At 73.0% G+C, this 23179-nt stretch carries 25 protein-coding genes; 18 read left to right on the forward strand and 7 right to left on the reverse strand.

Annotated elements, in window-relative coordinates; translation table 11 throughout:
• The first annotated feature begins 2 nt into the window (after positions 1-2).
• Genes rsfS through AB0K25_RS26690 form a run of 3 tightly spaced genes read left to right on the forward strand, consistent with a single transcriptional unit; the run spans position 3 to position 1933 of the window.
• Entirely contained in the window at positions 3-407 is a 405-nt protein-coding gene (gene rsfS / locus AB0K25_RS26680) for a ribosome silencing factor (RefSeq protein WP_208570131.1), read from the forward strand.
• The gene (locus AB0K25_RS26685; protein ID WP_208570130.1) at positions 404-1033 is read left to right on the forward strand and encodes a histidine phosphatase family protein; all 630 of its coding nucleotides are present in this window, start codon (positions 404-406) and stop codon (positions 1031-1033) included. The genes rsfS and AB0K25_RS26685 overlap by 4 nt, the downstream gene beginning before the upstream one ends.
• Positions 1034-1081: 48 nt before the next feature.
• Positions 1082-1933: a DegV family protein gene (locus AB0K25_RS26690; RefSeq protein ID WP_219464293.1), complete on the forward strand. Its 852-nt coding sequence runs from the start codon at positions 1082-1084 to the stop codon at positions 1931-1933.
• A gap of 75 nt (positions 1934-2008) precedes the next feature.
• On the opposite strand, the gene AB0K25_RS26695 is transcribed toward AB0K25_RS26690, so the two are convergent.
• On the reverse strand, positions 2009-2197 hold the full coding sequence (locus AB0K25_RS26695; protein WP_219464291.1) for a DUF397 domain-containing protein: 189 nt from the start codon (positions 2195-2197) through the stop codon (positions 2009-2011).
• A 19-nt stretch (positions 2198-2216) separates the two neighbouring features.
• On the reverse strand, positions 2217-2606 hold the full coding sequence (locus AB0K25_RS26700) for a DUF5753 domain-containing protein (protein WP_255597701.1): 390 nt from the start codon (positions 2604-2606) through the stop codon (positions 2217-2219).
• Between the two features lie 68 nt (positions 2607-2674).
• Between AB0K25_RS26700 and AB0K25_RS26705 the strand changes: the two genes are divergently transcribed.
• From AB0K25_RS26705 to AB0K25_RS26725, 5 genes are all read left to right on the forward strand, one after another.
• The gene (locus tag AB0K25_RS26705) at positions 2675-2893 is read left to right on the forward strand and encodes a flavin reductase (RefSeq protein ID WP_219464290.1); all 219 of its coding nucleotides are present in this window, start codon (positions 2675-2677) and stop codon (positions 2891-2893) included.
• Between the two features lie 458 nt (positions 2894-3351).
• Complete coding sequence (locus AB0K25_RS26710; RefSeq protein WP_357535771.1) at positions 3352-4164, forward strand: ComEA family DNA-binding protein; 813 nt, start codon at positions 3352-3354, stop codon at positions 4162-4164.
• A gap of 215 nt (positions 4165-4379) precedes the next feature.
• Entirely contained in the window at positions 4380-6713 is a 2334-nt protein-coding gene (locus AB0K25_RS26715; protein ID WP_363823362.1) for a ComEC/Rec2 family competence protein, read from the forward strand.
• Between the two features lie 223 nt (positions 6714-6936).
• A complete protein-coding gene (holA, locus tag AB0K25_RS26720; protein ID WP_208570124.1) occupies positions 6937-7917 on the forward strand; it encodes a DNA polymerase III subunit delta in 981 nt (326 codons plus the stop codon).
• Positions 7918-7997: 80 nt separating this feature from the next.
• A complete protein-coding gene (locus AB0K25_RS26725; protein WP_208570149.1) occupies positions 7998-8426 on the forward strand; it encodes a hypothetical protein in 429 nt (142 codons plus the stop codon).
• Between the two features lie 175 nt (positions 8427-8601).
• Here AB0K25_RS26725 and rpsT read toward each other — a convergent pair whose 3' ends face one another.
• Entirely contained in the window at positions 8602-8868 is a 267-nt protein-coding gene (gene rpsT, locus AB0K25_RS26730; RefSeq protein WP_067311213.1) for a 30S ribosomal protein S20, read from the reverse strand.
• Between the two features lie 155 nt (positions 8869-9023).
• Positions 9024-10193 carry an aminoglycoside phosphotransferase family protein gene (locus AB0K25_RS26735; RefSeq protein ID WP_357535686.1) on the reverse strand — a complete coding sequence of 390 codons (1170 nt, stop codon included), beginning with the start codon at positions 10191-10193 and terminating at the stop codon, positions 9024-9026.
• 127 nt (positions 10194-10320) lie between these two features.
• Between AB0K25_RS26735 and AB0K25_RS26740 the strand changes: the two genes are divergently transcribed.
• The 8 genes from AB0K25_RS26740 to AB0K25_RS26775 all read left to right on the forward strand — a co-directional run bounded on the left by AB0K25_RS26740 (position 10321) and on the right by AB0K25_RS26775 (position 18153).
• The gene (locus AB0K25_RS26740) at positions 10321-10857 is read left to right on the forward strand and encodes a DUF4240 domain-containing protein (RefSeq protein ID WP_357535684.1); all 537 of its coding nucleotides are present in this window, start codon (positions 10321-10323) and stop codon (positions 10855-10857) included.
• 181 nt (positions 10858-11038) lie between these two features.
• Positions 11039-12916 carry a translation elongation factor 4 gene (gene lepA / locus AB0K25_RS26745; protein WP_219464288.1) on the forward strand — a complete coding sequence of 626 codons (1878 nt, stop codon included), beginning with the start codon at positions 11039-11041 and terminating at the stop codon, positions 12914-12916.
• Between the two features lie 366 nt (positions 12917-13282).
• Positions 13283-13570: a GlsB/YeaQ/YmgE family stress response membrane protein gene (locus AB0K25_RS26750; RefSeq protein WP_219464287.1), complete on the forward strand. Its 288-nt coding sequence runs from the start codon at positions 13283-13285 to the stop codon at positions 13568-13570.
• Positions 13571-13782: 212 nt separating this feature from the next.
• Positions 13783-14070: a GlsB/YeaQ/YmgE family stress response membrane protein gene (locus AB0K25_RS26755; RefSeq protein WP_208570119.1), complete on the forward strand. Its 288-nt coding sequence runs from the start codon at positions 13783-13785 to the stop codon at positions 14068-14070.
• Positions 14071-14369: 299 nt separating this feature from the next.
• Complete coding sequence (locus tag AB0K25_RS26760; protein ID WP_363823339.1) at positions 14370-15659, forward strand: sugar ABC transporter substrate-binding protein; 1290 nt, start codon at positions 14370-14372, stop codon at positions 15657-15659.
• Positions 15656-16642, forward strand: a complete 987-nt coding sequence (locus AB0K25_RS26765; protein WP_357535680.1) for a sugar ABC transporter permease — start codon at positions 15656-15658, stop codon at positions 16640-16642. Before AB0K25_RS26760 ends, AB0K25_RS26765 begins: the two co-directional genes overlap by 4 nt.
• Positions 16639-17469 carry a carbohydrate ABC transporter permease gene (locus tag AB0K25_RS26770; RefSeq protein ID WP_219464283.1) on the forward strand — a complete coding sequence of 277 codons (831 nt, stop codon included), beginning with the start codon at positions 16639-16641 and terminating at the stop codon, positions 17467-17469. The genes AB0K25_RS26765 and AB0K25_RS26770 overlap by 4 nt, the downstream gene beginning before the upstream one ends.
• A 42-nt stretch (positions 17470-17511) precedes the next feature.
• Positions 17512-18153, forward strand: coding sequence for an MOSC domain-containing protein (locus AB0K25_RS26775; protein ID WP_219464281.1), 642 nt, complete (start codon positions 17512-17514; stop codon positions 18151-18153).
• Between the two features lie 21 nt (positions 18154-18174).
• On the opposite strand, the gene AB0K25_RS26780 is transcribed toward AB0K25_RS26775, so the two are convergent.
• Positions 18175-19038, reverse strand: coding sequence for a hypothetical protein (locus tag AB0K25_RS26780; RefSeq protein WP_208570114.1), 864 nt, complete (start codon positions 19036-19038; stop codon positions 18175-18177).
• A gap of 97 nt (positions 19039-19135) precedes the next feature.
• A complete protein-coding gene (locus AB0K25_RS26785) occupies positions 19136-19918 on the reverse strand; it encodes an enoyl-CoA hydratase-related protein (RefSeq protein WP_219464280.1) in 783 nt (260 codons plus the stop codon).
• A gap of 19 nt (positions 19919-19937) precedes the next feature.
• On the opposite strand from AB0K25_RS26785, the gene hemW reads away from it, so the two are divergent.
• A complete protein-coding gene (hemW, locus tag AB0K25_RS26790) occupies positions 19938-21161 on the forward strand; it encodes a radical SAM family heme chaperone HemW (RefSeq protein ID WP_219470289.1) in 1224 nt (407 codons plus the stop codon).
• Positions 21162-21252: 91 nt separating this feature from the next.
• Here the strand turns inward: hemW and AB0K25_RS26795 are convergent, their stop codons facing one another.
• Positions 21253-21891 (reverse strand): DUF4870 domain-containing protein, encoded by a 639-nt coding sequence (locus AB0K25_RS26795; protein ID WP_357024084.1) that lies wholly within the window; start codon positions 21889-21891, stop codon positions 21253-21255.
• Between the two features lie 236 nt (positions 21892-22127).
• On the opposite strand from AB0K25_RS26795, the gene hrcA reads away from it, so the two are divergent.
• Positions 22128-23150 (forward strand): heat-inducible transcriptional repressor HrcA, encoded by a 1023-nt coding sequence (gene hrcA, locus AB0K25_RS26800; RefSeq protein ID WP_208570111.1) that lies wholly within the window; start codon positions 22128-22130, stop codon positions 23148-23150.
• Positions 23151-23179: the final 29 nt, after the last annotated feature.

Raw genomic sequence — 23179 nt, forward strand, 5'->3', positions numbered from 1 at the left:
CGGTGACAGTTTCCGAACGCGCTCACGAGCTGGCGATGGCCGCCGCCCAGGCTGCGGCTGACAAAAAGGCGCAGGACATCGTCATCATCGACGTGGGTGACCAGCTCGCCATCACCGACGCGTTCCTGGTGGCCTCGGCGCCCAACGAGCGCCAGGTGATGGCCATCGTCGACGCCATCGAGGAGCGGTTGCTGGAGCTGCCCGAGAAGGCCAAGCCGCTCCGCCGCGAGGGCGAGCGCGGTGGCCGCTGGGTGCTGCTCGACTACGTCGACATGGTGGTCCACGTCCAGCACACCGAGGAGCGCGAGTTCTACGCCCTCGACCGGCTCTGGAAGGACTGCCCGCAGCTCCCGTTCGTCGACCGCGACCTGGTCGACGCCGACGCCACGGGTGCCGCCGCCGAATGACCCGCCTGATCATCTGGCGGCACGGCAACACCGACTGGAATGCTGCCGGCCGGGTCCAGGGGCAGACCGACGTACCCCTCAACGACCTCGGCCGGGAGCAGGCCCGTAGCGCCGCGCCGCTGCTCGCGGCGCTGCGCCCGGACGTCGTCGTCGCCTCCGACCTGTGCCGCGCCGCCGACACCGCCGCCGCGCTCGCCCAGCTCACCGGCCATCCGGTCCGCCCCGACGCGAGGCTGCGGGAACGCCACTTCGGCCACTGGCAGGGCCTCGCCCTGACCGACGCGGCCGAACGGTTCCCCACCGAGTACGCCCGCTGGCGGGCCGGCGACCCGGACCCGGGCGCGGGCATCGAACCCCTCGACGACCTCGGTAAGCGCGTCGGTACGGCGCTGCTGGCCGCCGTCGAGCTGGCCGACGGCGGCACGGTCGTGGTCGCCACCCACGGCGGCGCGGCCCGGCAGGGCGTCGGTCACCTGCTCGGCTGGGACCATGACGTGCTGCGCAGCGTCGGCGCACTGGCCAACTGCCACTGGACCGAGCTGCGTCGCAACGACGTCCGGGGCTGGCACCTGCGCGCCCACAACGTCGGCCCGCCGGCCCGGCCGGCGTCGTCCGAGCCGGTCTGAGCCGGCCGGCGCGGGCGACCCGCCCCGGCATCGGCTAGCGTGCCGGTCATGTCCGTCGCGGTCGTCACCGACTCCACCGCCTACCTGCCCCCCGAGCCGGTGCGGGCGCACCGGTTGACCGTGGTGCCGTTGACCGTCGTGCTCAACGGAGCGGAAGGGCTGGAGGGGGTGGAGACCTTCCCCGCCGACGCCACCCGGGCACTCGGCGGCCGGCGGGTCTCGGTGAGCACGTCCCGACCGTCGCCGGCCCAGTTCGTCACGACGTACCGGCGGTTGCTGGCCGACGGTGCGGACGGGGTGGTGTCGGTGCACCTGTCGGCGGAGCTGTCCGGCACGGTGGCGGCGGCCCGGCTCGCCGCCGCCGAGGTCGGTGGCCGCGTCGAGGTCGTCGACAGCCGGTCCGCCGGGATGGGGCTCGGCTTCCCGGTGCTCGCCGCCGCCTCGGCCGCCGAGACCGGTGCCGACCTGGCCGGGGTACGCGCCGCAGCGCTGGCCGCCGTCGACCGGACGACCATCTTCTTCTATGTCGACACGCTGGAGTTCCTGCGCCGGGGCGGCCGGATCAACGCGGCCGAGGCACTGCTCGGCACCGCCCTGTCAGTCAAACCGATCATGCACATGCCGGACGGCGCGATCGTGGTGCGCGACAAGGTGCGTACCGCCAGCCGGGGGGTGGCCCGCCTGATCGACCTGGCCGTCGAGGCAGCCGGCGACGCCGACGTGGACCTCGGGGTGCACCACCTCGCCGCCCCGCAACGCGCCCAGCAGTTGGTCGAGGCGCTCACCGCCCGGCTCGGCGACCGCCTGCACGACACCTACGCCTCCGAGGCGGGTGCGGTGGTCGCCGCCCACGCCGGACCGGGACTGGCCAGCGTCGTGGTCCACCGCCGGCCGGCCTGACGCGGGGTGGGTGAGCGGCACCGATGGCCGGCTCCCGCCCGTACCGCGCGCGGAGCGGGTCGTTTCGTGCCGGGGTCAGGCGCGCTTGGCGAACCCGACGAACGACCGCCAGGTCGTCGGATCGAAGGCCAGCACCGGGCCGGACGGGTCCTTGCTGTCGCGCACGGCCACGACACCGGGCAGGTTGTCCGCCACCTCGACGCAGTCGCCGGAGTTGCCACTGCTCCGCGTGCTCTTGTGCCAGATCGCGCCGGTCAGCTCCACGACTCTGCCACCTCCGAGATCAACTTGAGGGTGGCCCTTTGGGCATAGCCGCTGCGCGCACAGACTCCCAGGCCTGCCGCAGAGAGTGTACGTCCGCCGCCCGCTCGACGATCGATCCCTGTAGCTGGTTGTCCAGGTAGGCGACGTCGTCACCCTCCGCCGGGGTGGCGATCACGAAGGCGCCGTTCAGCCCGTGGTACGCCCCCGTGCCCTTCGGGACCAGGCGAATGTGGACTCGTGGCCGCTGCGCCACTTCCCGGAGGTGGAGCAACTGCTCGTGCATCACCTTCTGGCCACCGATCGGGCGCTCCAGGGCGGTGTAGTCGAACACCGCCACGAACAGTGGCGGACTGTCCCGCTCAAGGATCTCCTGCCGCTCGATCGTGACCCACTCGCGGAACCACGGCATCAGGCTCTCCCTGATCAGGGCGTCCCGTATCCGACTGAGCAGGCCGTCCGCCCGTACCGCACGTCGCCATGCGCCCGCTGTGCCGCTGCCGCAACTGCGGCAGGGAGTGGCCGTGCCAGCCGGCCAAGCTCGCGCTCCTCGTCGAGTACCGGGGAAATCGGACCGCCCTGCTCGTCTACCTCGGCACCCTGATGCAGGAGGCGGCGAGCCAACTCACCCAGCTCAACCCCGACCGGCACGCGGACCTGGCGGACCGCGTCGTCGCCTGGGCGCGGGCCCGAGGATGAGGGCCGGTGTACGTACGGGCCGACACGTCCTGCCTGCCCGTGCCATAGCAGATCCCGGCCATGGCCAGGTGGTTGTCCACAGCCCTCGTCGTCGTCCACAGCCGACCTCCGTCGGGCTGAGCGGGTGCCGTCCGTCGGCCTAACCTCGCGCCGTGTCGGAGGATGAGGAAACCATGGTGCGGCGACGGCTGTACCGGCTGACCGACGGGGTGTCGACGGTGCGGGCGGCAGGGCCGCCGGAGCCGCCACCCCGCCCGTACCGGCCGGCGGTCGGGCTTCGCGTACCGTCCGGCGACGGCGCAGGTGGGGTGCCGGCCGGACGGCCCGGCCCGGCCGGCGGCTCCAGATCCCGCCGGGCCGCCTCACCGGAGGTCGGTGGTCTCCCCGTCGGCGGTTCACCCGGGGTGGGCGCGCGCGTCGTCGACCCTCCCGCTGTCGACCGGTCGCGTCAGGCAGACCTGGACGATCCGGTCCCGGGTGGTGGGGCGCCCCGCCGCGAGGCACTCGACCCCGACCGGCTGCCCCGCCGCGAGGCACTCGACCCCGACCGGCTGCCCCGCCGCGAGGCACTCGACCCCGACCGGCTGCCCCGCGCCGACGGTGACGACCCGGCGTCGGTCGGTCGGCTGCCCGGCCCCGGTGCCTTCGACCCTGGCCGGCGCGGTGTCCGGGCGTTGGCTGCCGTGGCGGTGGTCGTGGTGCTCGGTGCCGGGTTCTGGGCCTGGCGGTCGCGCCCCGAGGCGGAACCGGTCCCGACGGCGACGGCGGTGGCCGGGCCGGAGTCCTCCGCCGGGTCCGCGTCGGGCCCGGCCCCGAAGCCGACAGGTGAGCTGGTGGTGGCGGTGGCCGGCAAGGTACGCCGCCCCGGGCTCGTCCGGGTGCCGGCCGGGGCGCGGGTCGCCGACGCGGTCGAGGCGGCCGGCGGTGTCCTGCCCGGCATCGACGTGGCGTTGCTCAATCCGGCGCGGAAGGTGGCCGACGGCGAGCTGATCCTGGTCGGCGTGACCGCCCCGCCCGGCGCGACCGGGCCGGACGCCGCTGCGGCCGGCCCAGCCGCGCCGGGCGGGGGTGTGCCGGGTGGCCGGGTCAACCTGAACACCGCCACGTTGGCGCAGCTCGACGCGTTGCCCGGGGTCGGTCCGGTGCTCGCCCAACGCATCCTCACCCACCGCGACCAGCAGGGCGGCTTCCGCAGCGTGGGCGACCTGCGTCAGGTCGACGGCATCGGCGACGCCCGGTACGAGCAGCTCAAGGACCTGGTGACGGTGTGACCGGCGGTCCCGGGTGGGATGACGGTGCGACCGGCGGTCCCGGGCCGCTCCCGGATCGGTGGGGCGTCACCGCCGGTCGGTGGCCAGGGCCGGGCGGACCGGCTGCCGACGGCTGCACACCGGCCACCGACCCCGGCGGTCCTGCCCCCTACCGGACCCCGGCCGGGACGCCGCTCACCGACCCCGGCGGTCCTGCCTCCGACCGGACCCCCGACCTGCGACTGGCGGGGCTGGCGGTGGCGGCCTGGCTGGCGGCGCTGAGCTGCCTGCACCTCACCACCCGCACGGCGGTCCTGCTCGCCGCATCCGCCGCCGTCCTCGCCGCGCTGCTCGCCGGGCATCTGCACGGCGTGCTGGGCACCCCGGCCACCCCGGTCCGCCGGTACGGCTGGATCGCCGTCGCCGTGTTGCTCGGCGTGGTCTGTGGCAGCACCGCCACCGGAGCCCGCCTGCACGTGCGGGACGCCGCCCCGGTGCGTGCCCTGGTCGACGACCGGGCCCGGGTCACCGCCGACCTGGTGCTCCGCGACGATCCCCGCCCGGTACGCGGCGCACCCGGCCGCCCGGCGACCCTGCTCGTCACGGCGGACCTGGCCACGCTCACCGACCCCGAGGGGCACCGCCTGCGGGCCCCGGTACGCGTGCTCGTGCTCGCCACCGACCCGACCTGGCGTGGTCTGCTGCCCGGACAGCGACTGACCGCCCAGGGGCGGCTGGCCGCACCCCGGGGCGGTGACCTCACCGCTGCCGTGCTGAGCGTGCCCGGTCCACCGGTGCGGCACGGGCCACCGCCGTGGCTCCAGCGTGCCGCCGGCACCCTGCGGGCCGGTCTGCACCGCGCGTGCGCCCCGCTCCCGCCCGACCAGGGTGGTCTGCTGCCCGGCCTGGTCGTCGGGGACACCAGCCGGTTGCCGGCCACCGTGGAGGAGGACTTCCGCGCCACCGGGATGACCCACCTCAACGCGGTGTCCGGGTCGAACGTGGCGATCGTGGTCGGCGCGGTGCTGCTGCTGGCCCGCTGGGTCCGGGCCGGTCCCCGGCTGGCGGTGATCCTCTGTGGGCTCGCCCTGATCGGTTTCGTCGTCCTGGTCCGCCCCTCGCCCAGCGTGGTCCGGGCGGCCACCATGGGGGCGATCGGGCTGGCCGCGTTGGCTGCCGGGCGTCCCCGGGCGACCCTGCCTGCGTTGGCTGCGGCAGTGGCCGTGCTGGTGCTGGTCGACCCGGAGCTGGCCGGTGACGCCGGTTTCGCGCTGTCCGTACTGGCCACCGGTGGGCTGCTGCTGCTCGCCCCGGGCTGGCGGGACGGGCTGCGTCGCCGGGGCGTACCGGCGGGGTTGGCGGAGGCGCTCGCCGTTCCGGCGGCGGCCCAGCTCGCCTGCGGGCCGGTGGTGGCGGGCATTTCCGGCACGGTGAGCCTGGTGGCCGTACCGGCGAACCTGCTCGTGGTGCCGGCTATCGCCCCGGCCACGGTGCTGGGGGTGGCGGCGGCGGTCGTCTCCCCGGTGTGGCCGGCCGGTGCGGAGTTCACCGCCTGGTTGGCGAGCTGGCCGGCCTGGTGGCTGGTCACCGTGGCCCGGGTCGGGGCCCGTCTGCCGGCCGGCACCCTGCCCTGGCCGGGCGGACTGCCGGGCGCGTTGCTGCTGGCCGGGCTGACCCTGGGGTTGTTGCTGGCCGTCCGCCGCCCGTTGGTCCGCCGGCTGGTGGCGGTCGGTGCGGTGGCGGTGGTGCTGGGCACCCTCCCGGTCCGGCTGGTCGCCAGCGGGTGGCCGCCACCCGGGTGGGTGGTGGTGGCCTGCGCCGTCGGCCAGGGAGACGCCCTCGTGTTGCCGGTGACGGCAGGCCGGGCGGTGGTGGTGGACGCCGGCCCGGAGCCGTCGGCGGTGGACGGCTGCCTGCGCCGGCTCGGCGTCCGGGAGGTTTCGCTGCTGGTGGTCAGCCACTTCCACGCCGACCACGTCGGGGGTGTGGCCGGGGTGTCCCGGGGCCGACGGGTGGCCATGGTGGTCGCCCCGGCGTTGGCCGAGCCGGCGGCGGGACGGGAGTCGGTGACGCTCGCGGCCGGTGCCGCGCGGCAGGTGGTGCCGGCGGCGGGCTGGTCGTACCGGTCGGGTGGGGTGGAGTTGGTCGCGCTCGGTCCGCCCTATCCGATGCGGGGCACCCGGTCCGACCCGAACAACAACTCCCTCGTCCTGCGGGCCACCGTGGCCGGTGTCCGCATCGTGCTGCCGGGGGACGCGGAGACGGAGGAGCAGCGGGCACTGCTGGACCGGACGCCGCCGCAGGAACTGCGGGCCGAGGTGCTCAAGGTGGCCCACCACGGCAGCGCATACCAGGAGCCGGCCTTCCTCGATGCGGTCCGGCCGATGGTCGCGTTGGTGCCGGTGGGAGCCGACAACGACTACGGCCATCCGAGTCCGGTGATCCTGGATCGGCTCACCCGAGCCGGTGCCCGGGTGCTGCGTACCGACACCGACGGGGACGTGGCGGTGGTGCTGCGGTCCGGCCGGCTGGCAGTGGTCGGTCGGGGCCTGCCCCCGGGTCGCCGCTGACCCGGGTGGGACGAAACGGTGCTTCCGGGCCTGCCCCGGTTGGTGGGGTGGGCGGCTGGCCAGCCCGGGGCAGGCCGGACGAAGGTGAAGGGAAATCAGGAATCAGAGCCATATTGCGCCCACTGCCCGACAATCAAGGTAAATGTCTATATTTGCGCTGAGTGCGGGGTGGGCCGTCGCAGCCGTCGACGAGCAGGCACGATCAGCCGCCGAGCGTGCCAAGATGAGCGACGTGACCGGCGTCGACCTTGCTCCTATTCTGCTCGTCCTCGGCGACGAGGAGCTGCTCGCCACGCGCGCGGTGAGCGAAGCCGTGGCGAAGGCCCGTAGCGTCGACCCCGAGGTCGACGTCCGGGAATACCAGGCCGGGGCGTTGGCCGTCGGCGAGATCGCCGAGATGCTCAGCCCGTCGTTGTTCGGCGGGCGGCGGGTGCTGGTGCTGCGGTCCGCCCAGGATGCCCGCAAGGACCTGGTCACCGCCCTGCTCGGCTACGCGAAGAACCCCGACCCGGACGTCCAACTGGTGGCGCTGCACCTGGGCGGGGGCAAAGGCAAGGCGTTCGCCGACGGGCTGCGCGCCGCCGGGGCGACGGTCATCGCGGCGGCGAAGCTCAAGGGGCACCGCGAGCGGGTGGCTTTCGTCCGCGACGAGATCCGCCGGGGCGGTGGCAGGTGCACCGACGACGCGGCCGACGCGTTGATCGCCGCCGTCGGCACCGACCTGCGGGAGCTGGCCGCCGCCTGCTCCCAGCTGATCGCCGACACGGATGGGCGGATCGGCGCGGACACGGTGTCCCGCTACTACCGGGGTCGGGTCGAGGTGAGCGGCTTCACCGTCGCCGACGCCACCATGATCGGCGACGTCCCCGCCGCGCTGGAGGCGTTGCGCTGGGCGCTGCACGTCGGGGTCGACCCGGTGCCGATCGCCGACGCCCTCGCCGACGGGGTCCGGACGGTGGCCCGGGTCGCAGCCGCCGGCCGGGGCGATCCGTACCAGCTGGCGAGCACCCTCGGCATGCCCGCCTGGAAGATCAAGAATGCCCAGCAGCGGGCCCGGGGCTGGACACCGGAAGGGCTGGTCGAGGCGATGCGGGCGGCGGCCGAGTGCAACGCGGCGGTCAAGGGCGGTGCCGACGACCGGGCGTACGCCCTGGAGAAGGCGGTCTTCTCGGTCGCCGCCGCCCGGCAGGGCACCGCCCGGTGACCGGCCCGATCCGCCCGGCGGCCGGCCACCTGCGGCAGGTGGATGGCGTGCACCGGCCGGTGAGCGGGACCACCCGCCCGGTGACGGGGCACGGCCGGCCGGGCTGGTCGACCGTGCCGGCGGACGACCAGCGTTACCGACCGCTCTACGCCCGGCTGCTCGGCCTGCGCTTCGTCAACCCGGGTGGGGTGCTCTGCTTCCTCTTCTTCGAGGGGGCGGTGGCGCTCGCGGTGCTTCTTGCCCTGGCCGAGTTGGTCAACTGGTGGGCGGTGCCGGTGCTGCCGATGGCGGTGGCGGTCATGGTGAAACTCAACGACGAGGTCGCCGAGCGGGTGGTCCACTCGGCGGCGCTGGTGCCGGAGCAGGAGCGGGACCGGTTCCGGCGGCAGGTCGAGCCGGTGGTCGGACGCGCCCGGGTGCCCTACGCCCTGCCGGGCGCGATGGTCACCACCGCACCTGCCCGCTGGGAGCCGGCCGACTCGCCGCCCCCGCCCGTCTCCCGCAGGTAGACCCGACCCGCCGCCCCGCCCGTCTCCCACGGGTAGACGCGACTCGCCGCTCGTCTCTCCCGGGTAGACCTGACTCGTCAGGGCAGCGCGGACGACGGGTCGAGGCCCGGAAAGTACGAAGCCGTAGGCCCCGGAGCACTGCTCCGGGGCCTACGGTCGGGTTTGGGTCGCTCGGTCAGGCCGAGAGCGAGCCGACGCGCTTCGAGATGGCCGACTTCCGGTTGGCCGCCTGGTTGGCGTGAATGACGCCCTTGCTGGCGGCCTTGTCGAGCTTGCGGGCGGCGTCACGCATCAGGGCGGTGGCCTTCTCGGCGTCACCGGCCTCCGCAGCCTCGTGGAACTTCCGGATGGCGGTCTTCAGCGACGACTTGACCGACTTGTTACGCAGCCGGCGCTTCTCGTTCTGCCGGTTGCGCTTGATCTGGGACTTGATGTTCGCCACGCGACAGCCTCGTCTTGATAGCTCGGTTTGGTCTGCATTACCGCGCGCGACGAGCATGCGTCATCGCCACGCGAAAAGCCAGGCTACCAGGTCGGTCCGGACGAGCCAAAACGCCCCACCCCCGCCCGGACCGGCCAGCCCGGCACGGCAGGTGGTCACCACCAGCCCTGCCGGGCGGCGAGCCAGCGCAGAGCCTGCTCCCCGCTGAACCGTCGATGCACTCCCAGCAGCGCGGACGGGCCCGCCGCCCCCGGGCCGCCCGCCCCCTGGGCAGCCGCCGGGTAGCCCCCGGCCGGTGGGGAGCCCCCGGCCGGTGGAGAGCCGCTGGCCGCCGCGAGGCAATCAGCCGCTGAGGAGCCGGCGACCGTTGAGAGGCCGCCAGCCGGCGGGGGGCCGCCAATCGGCGGGAGAGCGTCAGCCGGCGGGGAGGCGGCGGCTGAGGGTGGGCCGGCGGCGGTGAGGTAGTAGCCGCAGAGGGCGGCAAGCGTCACGTCCAGGGCGTCGGGCGGGGCGTCGGCCGCCGCCGGGTGGGCGGCGAAGGCCGCATCCAGGTCCACCCGGTCGCCGTACCCGGTGATCAGGAGGCCGGCCAGGTCGAACCAGGCGGGGCCGTGGCAGAGCCAGTTCCAGTCGCAGAACCAGGCCCGCCCGGCTGGGTCGAGCAGCACGTTGTCCAGCCGCAGGTCACCGTGGGCCAGGCCGGGTGCGGCTGCCGCGTAGCCGGGCAGCCGGGACTCCAGCGCGACGAGGTCGGGTAGCCGGTCGCGGGCCGCCGGGGGCAGTGCGGGCATCGGCTCCCGGCCGGCGGCCACCTCACCCCACCAGAGGATGTCGTCGCGGGCCAGCTGGGCCAGCCGGGGGAGGCCGAGGGCGGTCAGTGCGGCCGGCGGGTCGACCAGCGCGGCGGCCACCTCGGCGTAGCCGGTGAGCACGGCGGCCAGGTCGGCCGGGTCCCAGGGCAGGCGGGGCGTCCGCCCGTCCAGGGCGTCGAGGCCGACCGCGTACCAACCGGCCGCGTCGAGCGCCCAGCGTGGGCGGGGGACCGGCAGGCCGGCCGGCAGCCGGGCGAGGACGGCCAGCTCGCGGGCGTACCAGTCGGCCAGGTGGCGTTGCCGGGCCAACTCGGCGGCCTTGACGAAGACCCGGGTGCCGGCTGCCGTCTCCAGCACGGCGGCGAAGCCGCCGGTGAAGCCCGCGGTCGCGGTCCGGGCCGTGACCACCGGCGCACCGAGCCGGGCGGTGACCGCGTCCCGCAGGCCGGCGGGCAGCTCCCGCCAGTCGGGCCGCACGGCGGTGCGGTGGTACGGCGGCGGCGTCGTGGACACCCCACCATCGTGCCCGGTCGGGCCGAACCGGGTGGACCGCCGACCCGCGCGGCGCGTGCGCCCCGGCCGGGACGACGGTGGCCCGGCGTCGACCGGGTGCCGGCGGGGGTCTGGGAGACTCCAGGCCATGAGGACCGACGACTTCTGGCAGCTGATCGACCAGGCCCGGGCCGGGGGCGGGGGCGAGGCCGGCGCGGTCGCCGCCCGGGCGGTCGCGCTGCTCGCCGAACGCACCCCGCAGGACATCGTCGGGTACGCGCACCACCAGCAGCGGGTGCTTGCCGCTTCCTACCGGGTCGACCTGTGGGGTGCGGCGTACCTGATCAACGGGGGTTGCTCCGACGACGGGTTCGAGTATTTCCGGGGTTGGCTGATGACCCAGGGGCGGGCGGTCTTCGCCGCCGCGGTGACCGCGCCGGATTCGTTGGCCGAGGTGCCCCGGGTCCGGTCAGCGGCGCTCAGCGGTGAGGAGTTCGAGTGCGAGGACATGCTGGCGGTGCCGTGGGACGCCTACCGTAAGGCGACCGCCACCGACCTGCCGGCGGAGCGGGACCGGGTGCCGGTGCCCGACCTGAACGACTTCTGGGACTTCGACGACGAGCAGGAGGCCCGCCGTCGGCTGCCGAAGCTCGCCGCCCTCTTCGTCGAGCCGCCCGAGGAGTGAACCCCGCCGGGCCCGCCCTCTCCGTCGAGGTGGCCGAGGAGTGCACCCCGCCGGGCCCTGCCGCGTCGGGTCCGGTCCGGGTACCCCAGGAGTGATCGGACCGGGTTCGCGGCGACGTGGGAGCATAGAGGGGGCCGGCGTGCGTCGGCCCGCTCCCGTCAGCCGACCAGAACGGACCGCTGTGCCACCGACGCTCGATCCCGGCGCGAACGCTCCTGGTGCCACCGACCCGGCGCGCATCCGGAACTTCTGCATCATCGCCCACATCGACCACGGGAAGTCGACCCTGGCCGACCGGATGTTGCAGCTGACCGGCGTGGTCGATCCCCGGCAGATGCGCGCGCAGTACCTCGACCGGATGGACATCGAGCGCGAGCGCGGCATCACCATCAAGAGCCAGGCCGTCCGAATGCCGTGGACCATCCGCGAGGGCGAGCGGACGGGTGAGCAGGCCGTCCTCAACATGATCGACACCCCGGGCCACGTGGACTTCACCTACGAGGTGTCCCGGTCGCTGGCCGCCTGTGAGGGGGCGCTGCTGCTGGTCGACGCCGCCCAGGGCATCGAGGCGCAGACGCTGGCCAACCTCTATCTGGCGCTGGAGAACGATCTCAAGATCATTCCGGTGCTCAACAAGATCGACCTCCCGGCCGCCCAGCCGGAGAAGTACGCCGAGGAGCTGGCCCACCTGATCGGCGGCGACCCGGCCGACTGCATCAGGGTCTCCGGCAAGACCGGTGACGGGGTGCCGTACCTGCTCGACGAGATCGTCAGGCAGTTCGTCCCGCCGGTCGGTGACGCCGACGCGCCCGCCCGCGCGATGATCTTCGACTCGGTGTACGACGTCTACCGGGGCGTGGTCACCTACGTCCGGGTCATCGACGGCCGGATCAGCGCCCGGGACCGGATCAAGATGATGTCCACCGCCGCCGTGCACGAGCTGCTGGAGATCGGCGTCATCTCGCCCGAGATGGTCAAGGCCGACGCGCTCGGCGTCGGCGAGGTGGGCTACCTGATCACCGGTGTCAAGGACGTCCGGCAGTCCCGGGTCGGTGACACCGTCACGATCAACGCCCGGCCGGCCACCGAGGCGCTCGGCGGCTACAAGGACCCCAAGCCGATGGTCTACTCCGGCCTCTACCCGATCGACGGCTCGGACTACCCCAACCTGCGTGAGGCGCTGGACAAGCTCAAGCTCAACGACGCCGCGCTCGACTACGAGCCGGAGACGTCCGGGGCGCTCGGCTTCGGCTTCCGCTGCGGCTTCCTCGGCCTGCTGCACCTGGAGATCATCCGGGAGCGGCTGGAGCGGGAGTACAACCTCGACCTGATCTCCACCGCCCCGAACGTGGTCTACCGGGCCATCACCGAGGACGGCCAGGAGATCGTGGTGACCAACCCGAGCGAGTACCCCACCGGCAAGATCGCCGAGGTGTACGAGCCGGTGGTGCGGGCCAGCGTGCTCACCCCGAACGACTACGTCGGCGCGGTGATGGAGCTGTGCCAGGGTCGGCGCGGCAGCCTGCTCGGCATGGAGTACCTCTCGGCCGACCGGGTGGAGCTGCGCTACACCCTCCCGCTCGCCGAGATCATCTACGACTTCTTCGACCAGTTGAAGAGCCGCACCAAGGGCTACGCCTCGCTGGACTACGAGCCCACCGACGAGCAGGCGTCCGACCTGGTCAAGGTGGACATCCTGTTGCACGGTGAGCCGGTGGACGCGTTCAGCGCGATCGTGCACAAGGACAAGGCGTACAACTACGGGACCACGATCGCGGCGAAGCTGCGCACCCTGATCCCGCGCCAGCAGTTCGAGGTGCCGATCCAGGCGGCCATCGGCAGTCGGGTGATCGCCCGGGAGACCATCCGCGCCATCCGCAAGGACGTGCTGGCCAAGTGCTACGGCGGTGACATCAGCCGTAAGCGCAAGCTGCTGGAGAAGCAGAAGGAGGGCAAGAAGCGGATGAAGATGGTGGGCCGGGTGGAGGTGCCCCAGGAGGCATTCATCGCCGCGCTCTCCTCGGACTCCGGCGACGCCAAGCCGGCCGGCAAGAAGTAGCCGCCCGCAGCGGGCGCGTACGCCCGGCCCGTCGGCTCGGCCGCGCCCGCGCGGCACGGCCGGTCCAGGTGTCCCACGACGGCCGGCGGACCCGGTGTTCCGACCGGGCCGCCGGCCGTCGGCATGCGCGCCCCGGTGTCGTACGGACGAATTTTTCCGCCCCGGCGTCGCTGCCGGATGGGCTGGCGCGAGTGCCCTGAGCTGCACGGACATCGACGGCCGGCGAACCGACGCAGCGGTGTTCGATCGACGTGCGGCGACATGTGTGGTGGTGAGTCGGTTTGGTTTTCCGGCGGGTCGGGAATCTAGCTGTCACGACAGGAACCACACATACCGTGTGACTCAATCTTCAGGAGGAGGGCGACCGTGGAGTTCACCGTCTGGGGCATCATCACCGCGCTCGTTGTTGGTCTCATCATCGGCGCTCTGGGCCGTCTGGTCGTGCCGGGCCGCCAGAACATGCCGATCTGGCTGCACATGCTGATCGGTGTGGGCGCCGCGCTGCTGGGCACCGTGCTGGCCCGGGCGATGGGCATCGCCACTCAGACCGCCGGCATCGACTGGACCGAGCTGCTGGTGCAGGTCGTCCTCGCCGCCATCGCCGTGGCCCTGGTGGCCGGTGTGGGTCGCCGCCGCAGCGTCACCCACCGGTAAGTCAAGCGGCACCGCTGAGCGGGCGCCCGACCCCCACGGGGTCGGGCGCCCGCTGGCGTACGGGGCCGGGCGGCCGGGGGTCGTCGCCGGTGGCGGGCGGTCTAGACCAGATCGTTACCGGAGTCGGTTTGGAAATTCTCCGCTTCGGGAACCTATCGATCACCACAGCAACAAACACTCACCAACGACATATCTACTGAAGGAGGACGGCCGTGGAGTTCACCGTCTGGGGCATCATCACCGCGCTCGTCGTCGGTCTCATCATCGGCGCTCTGGGTCGCCTGGTCGTGCCGGGCCGCCAGAACATGCCGATCTGGCTGCACATGCTGATCGGTGTGGGCGCCGCGCTGCTGGGCACCGTGCTGGCCCGGGCGATGGGCATCGCCACTCAGACCGCCGGCATCGACTGGACCGAGCTGCTGGTGCAGGTCGTCCTCGCCGCCATCGCCGTGGCCCTGGTGGCCGGTGTGGGTCGTCGTCGGGGCGTCAGCCACCGGTGACCCCGCCCGCCGGTCGGTGACCGGCCGGCGCGGACCAACTCAGCGGATGCCCGCCCCCGGTTCGGGGGCGGGCATCCGCTCGTCCGGATGGTGACCATCGATCCCGACGGGTCGTCGCGGGGCCTGCCAGAGCGGCCCCCGCCTGCGATACGGTCGCCTCGCCGAACGCCCCGCCGTCCGCCGCCGTGCCGTCGACGGTCCGCTCGCGCGGGGCGGCACCCACCCCTGTCGTAAAGGAAATTTTCCTACTAGGGTGCGGCTGAGAAGGTAAATGCCGGACAGCGCGAGGGAGAAGTGGCGTGAACAGGTGGAAACGGCTGGCCCCGGTCACCGCCATCGTGGCCTCGGCCGCGATGGTGCTCGCCGGTTGCGGCGGTTCCGGCGACGACGAAGCCGCCGACGACAGCAAGCTGACGGTCTGGATGATGGGCGAGGGGAGCGACGCCCAGACGACGTTCCTCGACGGCGTCGAGACCGAGTTCCGGCAGCGGCACCCCGACACCGACGTGGTGGTCCAGTACATACCCTGGCTGGAGGCGCCGAAGAAGTTCCAGGCCGCGCTCGCCGGCGGCGAGGGCCCGGACGTCACCGAACTCGGCAACACCGAGACCCAGGGCTGGGCGGCCCAGGAGGCCCTCGCCGACGTCTCCGGCAGGTTCGGCAGCTGGGCCGACGGCAAGGACGTCCTGCCCGACCTGGTGCGCAACGCGCAACTCGACGGCAAGCAGTACGGCGTCCCCTGGTACGCCGGGGTGCGCGCGATCTACTACCGCACCGACTGGTTCGCCGAGGCCGGCGTGCAGCCGCCGAAGAACTGGGACGACCTGGTCGCGGTCGCCAAGGCGGTGCAGGCCAAGAAGCCCGGCACCTACGGCATCGCCCTGCCCGGCAACTCCGAGCTGCCCTTCTACTCCTTCCTTTGGGGTGCCGGCGGCGAGATCGCCACCGACCAGGGCGGCACCTGGAAGTCCGGTTACACCAGCCCGCAGGCGCGGCAGGCGGTGAAGTTCTGGACCGACCTGGTGACCGTGCACAAGGTCGCCCCGCCCGCCGCCGCCGGATGGAACGAGATCGACGCCCGTACCCAGTTCGCCACCGGCAAGGCGGCGATGGCCTTCGCCGGCAGCTGGCAGGCCGGCGCGATCAAGAAGGACAACCCCGACATCGAGAAGGTCTGGGGCACCTTCCCGATCCCCGGCCTGGACGGCAGGCCGGCCCCGGCCTTCGCCGGCGGCTCGGACATCGCCCTGTGGCGCGACAGCAAGCGGCAGGACCTGGCCTGGGACTACCTGACCGTGCTGCTGAACAAGAAGAACGCCCAGACCTTCGCCGGCAGCCTGGGGTTCTTCCCGGTCTACGCCGACCTCGTGCAGGGCGGGAACTACGCCGACGACAAGCTGATGTCGGCGTTCGCCAGCACCATGCAGCGCACCCGGGTGACGCCGCTGACCCCCAAGTGGGTGGAGGTCAGCCGGACGAAGACGGTCACCCAGGCGATGAACAGCTCGATCATCAAGGGGCAGAAATCGGTCGAGCAGGCCACCGGTGACGCCGCCGCCGAGATGGAAAGCATCCTCAACGCCAAGTGAGCACGCTGACCGAGCACACCCGGACGGACGCCGCGCGGGAGACCCCCGCGCGGCGACGGTCCCGGGTGGACCGCCTGCCGTACCTGCTCCTGCTGCCCTGCCTGGTCGTGATCGGGGTGCTGCTGCTCTGGCCGTTGGGTCAGGTGGTGACGATGTCGTTCTTCCGGCTCGACAACGTCCGGCAGCTGCGCGGGGACCGGGAGTGGCCGTTCGTCGGGCTGGCGAACTACACCCAGATCCTCGGCGACCCGTTCTTCCGTACGGTGCTGCGCAACACGGTGCTCTTCGCCGCAGCGAACGTGCTGCTGACGATGGTGCTGGGCACCCTGGTCGGGCTGCTGCTGCACCGGCTCGGCCGGAAGATGGCCACCTTCGTGGCCGGTTGCGTGATGCTGGCCTGGGCCACCCCGGCGCTGACCGGCACGATCGTCTGGAAATGGATCTTCGATGACACCTCCGGCCTGGTCACCTGGGCGTTCAACGCCCTGCCCGACGGGCTGTCGCAGGCGCTCTTCGGCCGCACCGACTGGTCGGGTTACGGCTGGTTCAACTCGCCGCTGCTGTTCTTCGCGATCCTGACCCTGGTGGTGGTCTGGCACTCGTTCCCGTTCATCGCGGTGAGCGTGCTCGCCGGGCTCAAGAGCGTACCGAGCGAGCTGCACGAGGCGGCCCGGGTCGACGGGGCCGGCCCGTGGACGGTGTTCTGGAAGATCACCTTCCCGCTGCTGCGGCCGGTCTTCGGCATCCTGGTGGTGCTCTCCACCATCTGGGACTTCAAGGTCTTCACCCAGCAGTTCGTCCTGGCCGGCGGCACCCAGGACCGGCCGACGTTCATGCTCGCCATCTACTCGTACGCCGAGGCGTTCTCCCCACCGCCCAGGTACGGCGTGGGCTCGGCCATCGCGGTCATCCTCACGCTTATCCTGCTGCTGGTGACCGGCCTGTACGTCCGGATGGTGCTCAGGCAGGAGGACGAGTCGTGAAGAAGGTCGCCCTCAACGGTGCGGGCCTGCTGGTGGCGCTCTTCGCCGTCTTCCCGGTCTACTGGATGGTCGCCACCTCGCTGAAGCCCAACCGGGAGATCTTCTCGGCCACCCCCCGGCCGGTGCCGGCACACCCCACCCTGGAGCACTACCGGGAGATCCTCACCGGCAACCTGATCCCGGGCGTGACCTTCGGCGACTTCCTGCTCAACAGCGTGCTGGTGGCGGTGAGCACGGTCGTGCTGAGCGGCCTGGTGGCGCTGCTGGCCGCGACGGCGGTGGCCCGGTTCCGGTTCCGGCTGCGGACCACCTTCCTGATCTTGCTGCTGGTGGTGCAGATGATCCCGCTGGAGGCGCTGGTCATCCCGCTGTTCCTGATGATCCAGCGGCTCGGCCTCTACAACACCCTGCCCAGCCTGATCCTGACCTACCTGGGCTTCTCCCTGCCGTTCGCGGTGTGGATGCTGCGCGGCTTCGTCGCGGCGGTGCCCAAGGAGCTGGAGGAGGCCGCCGCGATCGACGGGGCGAGCCGGTCGCAGATCTTCCGGAAGGTCCTCTTCCCACTGGTCGCGCCGGGCCTGGTGGCGACCAGCATCTTCTCCTTCATCACCGCCTGGAACGAGCTGATCTTCGCGCTGACCTTCGTCAACGACCAGAGCCGCTACACCCTGCCGGTGGCGATGACGTTCTTCTTCGGCCGGGACGACACCGCCTGGGGATCGGTGATGGCCGCCTCCACCCTGTTCACCCTCCCCGTGATCGTCTTCTTCCTGCTGGTGCAGCGGCGGATGGTCTCCGGTCTGGTCGCCGGTGCGGTCAAGGGCTGAGCCGGGACGGTGACCACCCGCGCCCGGCCGTACCCTGGGGCCATGACGGGCAGGGTGGCGGCGGTGAACCTCGGCGTGGTGACGCAGGCGCAGTGGGCGGGCGACGCGAGCGGACGCAGCGGCATCGACAAGCGGCCGGTCGACGGTCCGGTGCTGCTGCGCGCCGACGGGGTGGTCGGTGACTTCATCGGTGAGCGGGCCCAGCACGGCGGCCCCGACCAGGCGGTCTACGCCTACGCCCAGGAGGACGCCGGCTGGTGGTCGGCCGAGCTGCGCCGCGACATCCGCCCCGGCGGCTTCGGGGAGAACCTCACCACCTGGGCGGTGGACGTCACCGGCGCGGTGATCGGCGAACGCTGGGCCGTCGGGTCGGCGCTGCTCCAGGTCACCAAGCCGCGTACCCCGTGCCTGACCTTCGCCGGCTTCTGGGGGGTGCCCGACCTGATCAAGCGGTTCACCGTCCGGGCCATGCCCGGGGCGTACCTGCGGGTGCTGCGCGACGGCGAGGTCGGCGCGGGCGACCCGGTCGAGGTGGTGGACCGGCCGGCGCACGGCGTCACCATCGGCGAGGTGTTCCGGGCCACCAGCCTGGAACCGGAACTGCTGCCCCGGCTGCTCGACGTCCCCGACCTGCCCGAATCGACCCGGGAGAAGGTGCGTCGCCGGCTGAACGTCGCCGGCTGACCGCACCGGCCCGTCGACCCGTCAGGCGCGGTCGGCGAAGACCTCGGCCAGCACCCTCGCCTCGGTCGGCCGGCCGTCGGAGACCTTCGCCCACCGGCCGTTGTCGGCGCTCCACTCCAGACCGTCGAAGCGGACCCGTTTCACCCCGTGGTCGGGGGCGTGCGAGACCAACCAGTGCGCGTACCGCCAGCCGTCGCGGACGTCCGTGGCGGGCACCGTCACGTCGGTCAGCTCGGCCACCGCCCCGGCGTCGGGCAGACCCCAGTCGAGGGTCAGGCCACGGGTCAGCTCAGCCGCCGCCGCCTGCCCGCGCATCACCGGGGTACGCCCCACCGTGCAGGCCACGGCGCCGGTCGCCTCGCCGAGCAGGGCCCGCGCCAGCACCTGGGACTCGTCGGCCCACTTCTGGTACGCCGTCGGGTACGCCGACCGCTGCACCGCCTGGGCGGCGTCGGTGACCTCCATCCGCTCCCAGCCGCGCACCTTCTTCAACGCCTTGTAGAACCGGGTCGCCGCGTACCGCTGGTCGCGGATCTGCTCCGGGGTGCCCCAACCCTGGCTGGGGCGCTGCTGGAAGAGGCCGAGCGAGTCCCGGTCACCGTGGGTGAGGTTGCGCAGCCCCGACTCCTGGTAGGCGGTGGCCAGGGCGACCACCACGGCCTGTTCGGGCATCTGCCGTTGCATGCCGATCGCGGCGATGGTGGCCGCGTTGGCCATCTGGTCGGCGTCGAGCTTCACGGTGCCGTCGGCCTGAACGGTGCAACTGCGGCCCGCGATGGGGAGCCGAAGCTCCCCGTCGAACTGACGGACTCCCCAGCCCCCGACGATGGCGAACAACGCCACCACGACACCGGCTGCCACGAATGTCCGTGTCCGCACCCGCACCTCCTGTTTCAGGGTCGGAGCCAGCCTACGTCGTCATCCGGGGACCCCGGGTCGGTCGACCGGTTCACGTTCCCGCACGGAATCGGAAGAAACCAGCTCAATCCGTCGGTACCCAGGCGGCGTCCCGCCGCTCGCGGAACGCCGCCACGCCCTCGCGGCCCTCGGCCGACAGGAAGTAACCGGTGGAGCGGGCGGACAGGTCGGCGATCTCCGCCCGCAGGTCCGTGGCCGGCGGTCGGCGCAGCAACTCCTTCGTCCCGGCCAACGCCCCCGGCGCCCCCCGGACCAGCGACGCGCAGTACCCGGCCACCGCCGCGTCCAGCTCGGCGGCCGGCACGGCGGCGGTCACCAGGCCCACCTCGGCGGCCCGCCCACCGTCGAAGGTGTCGCCGGTCAGGTACAGCTCGGCAGCGGCCCGGGGATGCAGCCGGGGCAGCACGGTCGCCGAGATCACCGCCGGGATCACCCCGATCCGCACCTCGGTGAAGGCGAACGTCGCCTCCTGCGCGCAGACCGCCAGGTCCGCCGCCGCGATCAGGCCCAGACCGCCGGCCCGCGCCGGCCCGGCCACCTTCGCCAGCACCGGCTTCGGGCACTCCCGCACCGCCACCAGCACGTCACCGAGCATCCCGGCCGGCACCGACCCGCTGGCGTACGCCGCCGCCGTCTCCTTCAGGTCCGCCCCGGAGCAGAAGACCGGACCGGTGTGGTCCAGCACGACCACCCGGACCGCGTCGTCGGCGACCGCCGCGGCGATCCCGGCCAGCAGCTCGGTCATCAGCGCCGTGGACAGCGCGTTGCGGTTGTGCGGGCTGTCCAGGGTGAGCGTGGTCACCCCACGGGCCGTGGCGACCCGCACGAGTCGGTCGGGAGAGGTCATGCCGGGCACACTAGTGGCCATGCCCGGCGTCCTTCCAGATGGTGAGACCGTTCCCGTCGACGGCGCACTGCCCACCACCGCCCTGCGGGAGGTCGGCGCGCGCGGTTTCGGCGTCTACCTGCACGTGCCGTTCTGCGCCAGCCGCTGCGGCTACTGCGACTTCAACACCTACACCGCCGCCGAGCTGGGCGCAGGCGTCAGCCGGGAGTCGTACGCCGACACCGTGCTCGCCGAGTTGGCGCTCGCCGCCCGGGTGCTCGGCGACGCCCCGCCACCGAGGGTCGACACGGTCTTCGTCGGCGGCGGCACCCCCACCCTGCTACCCGCCGACGACCTGGCCCGCCTGCTGGACGGCATCGACCGCACCTGGGGACTGGCCGCCGACGCCGAGGTGACCACCGAGGCCAACCCCGAGTCGGTCACCCCGCAGTCGCTGAAGACCCTGCGGGCCGCCGGCTACACCCGGATCTCGCTGGGCATGCAGTCCGCCGCCGCCGGGGTGCTGGCGGTCCTCGACCGGACCCACCGCCCCGGCCGGGCCGCCGAGGCCGCCCGGGAGGCCCGCGACGCCGGGTTCGACCACGTCAACCTGGACCTGATCTACGGCACGCCGGGGGAGCGCGCCGAGGACTTCGCCGCCTCGCTGGAGCAGGTCGTCGCCGCCGGGGTCGACCACGTCAGCGCGTACGCCCTGATCGTGGAGGACGGCACCCGGTTGGCCGCCCGGATGCGGCGCGGCGAGCTGCCGTACCCCTCCGACGACGTGGCGGCCGACCGCTACCTGGCGGCGGAGGCCGCCCTCGACGCGGCCGGGTTCTCCTGGTACGAGGTCTCCAACTGGGCCCGCAGCGAGGCGGGCCGGTGCCGGCACAACCTGCTCTACTGGACCGGGGCCGACTGGTGGGGCCTCGGCCCGGGGGCGCACAGCCACGTCGGCGGGGTGCGCTGGTGGAACGTCAAACACCCCAGCGCGTACGCGCAACGGCTCGCCGCCGGGCACTCGCCCGGCCTGGCCCGGGAGATCCTCACCCCGGCCGAGGCGCACATGGAGGACGTGATGCTGCGGCTCCGGCTCGCCTCCGGGCTGCCGCTGGACGTGCTGGACGACGCGGGCCGGGCCGCCGCCGCCCGTGCGCTCGCCGACGGGCTGCTGGACCCGGTGGCCTACCCGCAGGGGCGGTCGGTGCTCACCCTGCGGGGCCGGCTGCTGGCCGACGCGGTGGTCCGCGACCTGCTGCCCTGAGCGTGGCCCCGCCGGCCCGCCGCGCACCGCAGCGGGGCGGGCCGGGGCCGGCGGTGGTGCCCGACCGGCCGGGGGAGCGGCCGGCCGGGGTTCACTTGATGAAACTGGTGGACATCGGGTAGCGGTAGGCCTGACCCTCGTTGGCCTTCATGCCAGCGATGATCCCGAACAGGATCTGGATCACCACGACCGCGATGCTGGGCAGGAAGAGCAGGCACCAGCTCACGAAGAGCAGCACGAACGCGATGATCGACCAGAGGATCTGGAAGTTCAGCGCGGCCAACGCCTGCGCCCGGACGGCCGGCGACTGCTGACCGCGTACCAGGTAGGCGATCAGCGGGGCGACGAAGCCGAGCGGGCCGAGGCTGATCAGCGCGCCGGCGGCCCCGCCGAAGTGCGCGACCAGCGCCCAGGTCTTGTCCTCGCTGTTGGCGTATCCACCGGTCGGGGCGCCGTACGCGCCGGCGGTCGGATATCCGCCACCGGCCGGGGGGTAGCCACCCGGCGGGCCGTAGCCACCCGGCGGGCCGTAGCCCCCCGACGGGTCGTAGCCACCCGACGGCGGCTGGTCGCCGGTGGGCGGCGGATACCCGCCGGGCGGGGGATACCCGCCTGCACCCGGTGCCCCGGACAGTGGTGCGGTGGGCGGCTCATATGGCGAGCCCTGGCCAGCGTTCGGGTCCGGCGGGTAGCCGTCCCCCGCGCCGGGCGGGCGAGGTGGTTCAGTCATGCCCGTCACGGTAGGGGCTGCTGGCAAGGGTGCACCAGAGCGACACTGGTGAGGTTGGCCTCGACATTCGGTCAGCGGCCACGCCGGCAACCCACCGGGGCGGTCGCACCGACGGTCCGTCGTTGATCAACGCAGCGGCGGTACTGCCGTCGTAGACTGGCACTCGCTACAGTCGAGTGCCAGAGCGCTCGCCGGACGCGTCAGAAGTCCGGTCGCCGTGCGACAGGAGGTGGGAGATGGGTCTCGACGACCGCAAACTCGCCGTGCTGCGGGCGATCGTCGAGGACTACGTCGCCACGCAGGAGCCCGTCGGCAGCAAGACGCTCGTCGAGCGGCACCAGCTCGGGGTCTCCCCGGCGACCGTCCGTAACGACATGGCGGTGCTGGAGGAGGAAGGTTACATCCGCCAGCCGCACACCAGCGCCGGCCGGGTGCCCACCGACCGGGGCTACCGCCTCTTCGTCGACCGGCTCTCCCGGGTCAAACCGCTCAGCCCCGCCGAACGTCGGGCCATCGAGCGGTTCCTGGTCGGCGCGGTCGACCTCGACGACGTGGTGCACCGCACCGTACGGCTGCTGGCGCAGCTCACCCGGCAGGTCGCCGTCGTGCAGTACCCGTCGCTGGCCCGCTCGTCGGTGCGGCACCTGGAGCTGGTGCCGATCTCCACCACCCGGCTGATGCTGGTCATGATCGCCGACACCGGGCGGGTCGAGCAGCGGCTGGTCGAACTGCCCACGCCGGTCCCCGCCGACGACGTCACCGACCTGCGCCGGCTGGTCAACGAGAAACTGGTCGGCAGTCGGCTGTCCGACACCCCACCGCTGGTCCAGGCGCTGGTCGAGGAGTCCGCGCCGCACCTGCGCGGGGCCATGACCACCCTGTCCACCGTGCTGCTGGAGACCCTCGTCGAGCGCACCGAGGAGCGGTTGGCGCTCGCCGGCACCGCCAACCTCACCCGGGGCGGCCTGCTCGACTTCCAGGGTTCGCTGCGACCCATCCTGGAGGCGCTCGAAGAGGAGGTCGTCCTGCTCAAGCTGATCGGCGAGGCCGAACCGAGCACCACCCGGGTGCTGATCGGCGACGAGAACGAGGTCGACAACCTGCGGGCCGCCTCGGTGGTCAGCACCGGGTACGGCCCCGGCAGCACCATCGTCGGTGGGCTGGGCGTGCTCGGCCCGACCCGGATGGACTACCCCGGCACCATCGCCACGGTGCGGGCCGTGGCACGCTACGTGGGCGAGCTGCTGGCCCAGAACTGACCAGTCAGGGCCGACGGCCGGCTCCGGCC

Origin of the sequence: Micromonospora sp. NPDC049257 (assembly GCF_040678915.1) — a bacterium.
Lineage (GTDB): Bacteria > Actinomycetota > Actinomycetes > Mycobacteriales > Micromonosporaceae > Micromonospora > Micromonospora antibiotica.

Bases quoted from the DNA above. Each gene is read 5' to 3' on its own strand.
- AB0K25_RS26700 (WP_255597701.1), bottom strand. From the start codon at position 2,606: ATGCCGTGGTTCCGCGAGTGGGTCACGATCGAGCGGCAGGAGATCCTT.
- AB0K25_RS26785 (WP_219464280.1), bottom strand. From the start codon at position 19,918: ATGACCTCTCCCGACCGACTCGTGCGGGTCGCCACGGCCCGTGGGGTG.
- AB0K25_RS26685 (WP_208570130.1), top strand. From the start codon at position 404: ATGACCCGCCTGATCATCTGGCGGCACGGCAACACCGACTGGAATGCT.
- AB0K25_RS26740 (WP_357535684.1), top strand. From the start codon at position 10,321: ATGAGGACCGACGACTTCTGGCAGCTGATCGACCAGGCCCGGGCCGGG.
- AB0K25_RS26775 (WP_219464281.1), top strand. From the start codon at position 17,512: ATGACGGGCAGGGTGGCGGCGGTGAACCTCGGCGTGGTGACGCAGGCG.
- AB0K25_RS26705 (WP_219464290.1), top strand. From the start codon at position 2,675: ATGCGCCCGCTGTGCCGCTGCCGCAACTGCGGCAGGGAGTGGCCGTGC.
- hemW (WP_219470289.1), top strand. From the start codon at position 19,938: ATGCCCGGCGTCCTTCCAGATGGTGAGACCGTTCCCGTCGACGGCGCA.
- holA (WP_208570124.1), top strand. From the start codon at position 6,937: ATGAGCGACGTGACCGGCGTCGACCTTGCTCCTATTCTGCTCGTCCTC.
- AB0K25_RS26795 (WP_357024084.1), bottom strand. From the start codon at position 21,891: ATGACTGAACCACCTCGCCCGCCCGGCGCGGGGGACGGCTACCCGCCG.
- AB0K25_RS26690 (WP_219464293.1), top strand. From the start codon at position 1,082: ATGTCCGTCGCGGTCGTCACCGACTCCACCGCCTACCTGCCCCCCGAG.
- hrcA (WP_208570111.1), top strand. From the start codon at position 22,128: ATGGGTCTCGACGACCGCAAACTCGCCGTGCTGCGGGCGATCGTCGAG.